This is a genomic window from Skermanella sp., assembly GCF_059503625.1.
In genome coordinates this window covers 1-4,256 of record NZ_JCACHA010000051.1, presented here as the reverse complement: position 1 = coordinate 4,256, position 4,256 = coordinate 1, and the positions used below count along the sequence as shown (strand labels likewise).

Genomic DNA, 4,256 nt, shown 5'->3' with positions numbered 1-4,256 from the left:
GTCGAGCTGCTGACCAACGCGCTCAAGCATGCCGGTCCGGGAACTCCCGAGCAGCCGGTCGAGGTTTCCTTCGGCCATGGCGATGCGGCGCCTGGGGAAAGCACGCCGGTCCTGTCCCTGGTAGTGCGCGACCATGGGCCGGGCATCGCTCCTGAATTCCTCGACGCGCGCAACCGCCGGCGCAGCGCCAGCCTCGGCATGCGCCTGATCGAATCGCTGGCCGGTCAGATCGAAGCCCGCATCGCTGTGGAGAATACCTGTCCCGGCGTCAGGTGGACCCTGATGCTGCCGTTCGGTCCATGAAGCGGATGCCATGACCGGCGATCTCGCGGCCTATGGCGGGCTGTTCGCGGCGGCCCTGGTGGCGGCGACGATCCTGCCCGCGCAGTCGGAGCTGCTGCTGGCAGGATTGCTGAATGCCGGGCATCAGAGCCCGGTGCTTCTGGTAGCATTCGCTTCCCTGGGCAATGTATTGGGATCGGTCGTCAACTGGATGCTGGGCCGGTTCCTGATCCATCTGAGGGATCGCCGCTGGTTCCCCTTGAAGCCGGCGGTCTACGACCGGGCAGTCGCCTGGTTCGGCAAGTATGGTCTATGGTCGCTTCTTCTGGCGTGGGTGCCCGTGATCGGCGATCCTTTGACGGTAGTAGCGGGTGCCTTAAGGGTCGATCTGGTGCGGTTTACCGTGCTTGTCGCGATCGGCAAGGTCGGGCGATACGTCTTCATCGCCTTGTCGGTCCTTTGGTGGTCGGGACATTGAGAAATCTGGCGGGAAGTAACAGGCGGAGCATCGGGGTCAAATCGAAGAAGCGATGAACTACCGTGAGTTGGCGCTGTTTGCATGACTGGAGCCTCTGGTGAGAAAAAATATGGGTGAGCGCAGCGGCATATGGCTGATTGCGGCGGCTGCGGCGGCTCCAGGGCTGCTGGTGGCCGCCGCGTCGCCCATGCTCGACCGCGCTCCCGACAGGCCGGCCGCCACGGTGCAAAACGTCGGGCAGGTCGCTGCCCCGGCTTCGACTGGAGCCGTAATGCCGGCCGGCGCCATTCCCGGATCGCCCACGGCCGGCGCGGTCGTCATGTTGCAGCCCGTCGCCATAGCCGGGCTTGTCGCGGCCCTCGTCTCGGGACTGCTGGCCGCCGGTGCCGCGCGGCGCGTGATGCGGAACGCCACGGCGCGGCTTTCCCAGGCGCCGGCAAGGGGGCCTCACCCGGACGGTTTCAGCGATGCCGCCGGGTTCCGGGCCACGGGGTTCTGGGACGTCAGCGACGAGCGCCTGCGCGACATGGCCGAAGCCCTGCCGCAAATCGTCTGGATCACCAGCGCCTCCGGCGCTATCGAATATTACAGCCGGCGCTGGTTCGAGTATTCCGGCGCGTCCCCCGGCACCGCCCAGCAGGCGCACTGGCGTTCCTTCGTTCATGGGGAGGACCTGGAGCGGCTTTTGTCGTCCTGGAAGGAAGCCGCGGCGCAGGGACGGCCATGGCAGGCGGAATACCGGCTGCGGCGGGCGGACGGCAGCTATCGCTGGCATCTCGGGCAGGCGATTCCGGTAACCGGTCCCGACGGCACGATCCTGCGCTGGTTCGGCAGCGCCACCGATATCGACGGCCAGAAATGCGTCGAGGCGGAGCTTGGCCGGACGGCGGCGGAACGTGCCCGCCTGTTGCAGCAGAAGGACATCCTGCTGCTGGAAATCCAGCACCGGGTCCGCAACAACCTGCAACTCATCTCCAGCCTGCTGAGCCTCCAGAACCGATCGATCACCGATCCGGACACGCTTCAGCAGTTCGTCGAGGCGCGCGGCAGGATCCAGACCGTCGCCCAGGTCCATGAACAGCTCTATCTGACCGACGAGCCGGACCGGATGGATTTCGCGGCTTTGCTGCGGGAGATGTGCCTGAACCAGTCGAAACCCGGTATCGACGTAAACTGCCGGCGCGACCGCGCTCTGGACCTGCCGATCGACGAGGCGACCCCGCTGGCCCTGATCGCCAACGAGCTGATTTCCAACGCCGTCGAATATGCCTATCCGGTCGATGGCGGTTTGCGGACCGGCAGCGGGGAAGTGCGGGTCTCGCTGGAGGGACGCTCCCCCGGCGATGTCGAACTGCGGGTCGAGGATGACGGGATCGGCCTGCCTCCCGACCTCGAGCGGCACAGGGCAAGCCTTGGAATGCGCCTGGTCCGACAGTTGACGAGGCAGCTGCGCGGGGAGATCGAAACCCAGTCCGGCGACGCCGGGACTCGGATAAGCATCCGCTTCGTCAGCCATCCGGTGCCGGAACTCGATCTGTTCGACGGCGGCAGGACCGTCAGGAAACCAGGGAAACCACCTCGGCCATCGGCCTGACCGCGGGCGTCTCGGGCCAGCGCAGCAGTTCCAGCTCGCCGGAATGATGTTCTACCAGGGCGGTGCGGTTATCGACCCAGTCGCCGTCATTGTAGTAGAGGATGCCGTCCAGGATCTTCTGTTCGGGATAATGGATATGCCCGCAGACGACGCCGTCGACGCCGCGTCTCCGTGCTTCCTCCACCAGGGCCTTCTCATAGTTCGCGATGAACTGGCCCCGGTGCTTGACCTTGTGCTTCAGGTAGCCCGACAGCGACCAGTAAGGATATCCCAGCTTCAGGCGTCCCCAGTTGAACCACTGGTTCACCAGCTGGGAAGCGGCGTTGGCATGGGTGCCCAAATGCCCCAGCCAAGGCGCGCGGGCCACCACGCTGTCGAACTGGTCGCCATGGATGACCAGCAGCCGGCGGCCGTCGGCCAGTTCGTGGATCGCGTCGCCGACCACCAGGATATGTCCGAACTCATGGTCTACATAGCCGCGAAGCATGTCGTCATGGTTGCCGGGCGTCAGGATGACGCGGGTTCCCTTGCGGGCTTTCCGCAGAAGCTTCTGGATCACGTCGTTGTGGCTCTGCGGCCAGTAGCGCGCACGGCGCATCCGCCAAAAGTCGATCACGTCGCCGACCAGATACATCGTGTCGCATTCGACCGATCGCAGGAAGTCTAGAAGCGGTTCCGCCTGGCAGCCGCGTGTCCCGAGGTGAATATCGGAAATCCAAACCGTTCTGTAGCGATGCTGCGATCCATCGGTCATTCCTGAGGTCCCCGCTCCTGCAACGTAGCTCGCCGTTTCTTGTCTGGCATGGAGGTGCCGGTGCCGCAAGTTATGTTTAGATGATATTTTGGATGCCCCGTTGGGTGAAAAGGGGGCAAAACATCGCTGAATTATAAACGAAACGCCGTAGCGCAAACTCCAGTCGATGCTTTCACCGCCAGTATCCATGGAAAAACTATGGTTACTATCAAGCACAGATCAAGCAACCACGCCGCACTGCGAAAATTCATAGTCCAAAATTGGCGAAGCTATTTAACTTCGCCTTATAAAATTTATGTTACGCTTGATGCTAAGGCGCCTCAACGCTGTACGGGGAGACGACGTGCGCCTGTGAATGCCGTCCGAAGAAGAACAAGAACGCCATGGGAGGTTAGTTCATGACGGGAGTGACCCTTTCTGAAATCGAAGCGCGCAAACGGCCGATGACCCGCGAGGAAAAGCGGGTGATCCTGGCATCGTCGGCGGGCACCATCTTCGAGTGGTATGACTTCTATCTTTATGGGGCTTTGGCTGCGGTCATCGGCGCGCAGTTCTTCTCTTCGTTTCCGGAAGCGACGCGCAACGTCTTCGCCCTTCTGGCCTTCGCGGCGGGCTTCCTGGTGCGGCCGTTCGGTGCCCTGGTGTTCGGCCGGCTGGGCGACATGGTGGGGCGCAAATACACCTTCCTGATCACCATCATGATCATGGGTGTCTCGACCTTCCTGGTCGGGCTGCTGCCCAGCTATGAGTCCATCGGCTGGGTAGCACCGGTCCTGCTGATCGTCCTGCGCATGCTTCAGGGGCTAGCGCTGGGCGGCGAATATGGCGGAGCCGTCGTCTATGTGGCGGAACACGCGCCCAATCACCGGCGCGGCTTCTACACGAGCTGGATCCAGACGACGGCCACGCTCGGGCTGCTGCTGTCGCTGGTCGTGATCCTCAGCGTGCGGACGATCCTGGGGGAAACCGACTTCGCCGCCTGGGGCTGGCGCGTTCCCTTCATTCTGTCGATCGTGCTGCTGGCGATCTCGGTCTGGATACGGCTCCAGATGAACGAATCCCCCGCCTTCAAGAAGATGAAGGAGGAGGGCACGCACTCCAAGGCGCCGATCTCGGAAGCTTTCGGCCAGTGGAAGAACGCCAAGATC

The 4,256-nt window shown here is 63.2% G+C and carries 5 protein-coding genes; 4 read left to right on the top strand and 1 reads right to left on the bottom strand.

Annotation, left to right across the window (positions count from 1 at the left end):
* The 3 genes from AC5JJ6_RS01365 to AC5JJ6_RS01355 all read left to right on the top strand — a co-directional run.
* Positions 1-303: ATP-binding protein (locus tag AC5JJ6_RS01365; protein WP_496040318.1), on the top strand; the 303-nt coding region annotated here is incomplete at its 5' end.
* 10 nt (positions 304-313) lie between these two features.
* Positions 314-760 carry a YqaA family protein gene (locus AC5JJ6_RS01360; RefSeq protein WP_496040317.1) on the top strand — a complete coding sequence of 149 codons (447 nt, stop codon included), beginning with the start codon at positions 314-316 and terminating at the stop codon, positions 758-760.
* Between the two features lie 97 nt (positions 761-857).
* Complete coding sequence (locus AC5JJ6_RS01355) at positions 858-2,354, top strand: sensor histidine kinase (RefSeq protein WP_496040316.1); 1,497 nt, start codon at positions 858-860, stop codon at positions 2,352-2,354.
* On the opposite strand, the gene AC5JJ6_RS01350 is transcribed toward AC5JJ6_RS01355, so the two are convergent.
* Entirely contained in the window at positions 2,317-3,108 is a 792-nt protein-coding gene (locus AC5JJ6_RS01350; RefSeq protein WP_496040315.1) for a UDP-2,3-diacylglucosamine diphosphatase, read from the bottom strand. The genes AC5JJ6_RS01355 and AC5JJ6_RS01350 overlap by 38 nt on opposite strands.
* 398 nt (positions 3,109-3,506) lie before the next feature.
* Here AC5JJ6_RS01350 and AC5JJ6_RS01345 point away from each other — a divergent pair.
* Positions 3,507-4,256 (top strand): MFS transporter (locus AC5JJ6_RS01345; RefSeq protein WP_496040314.1); only part of this gene is annotated, 750 nt, incomplete at its 3' end.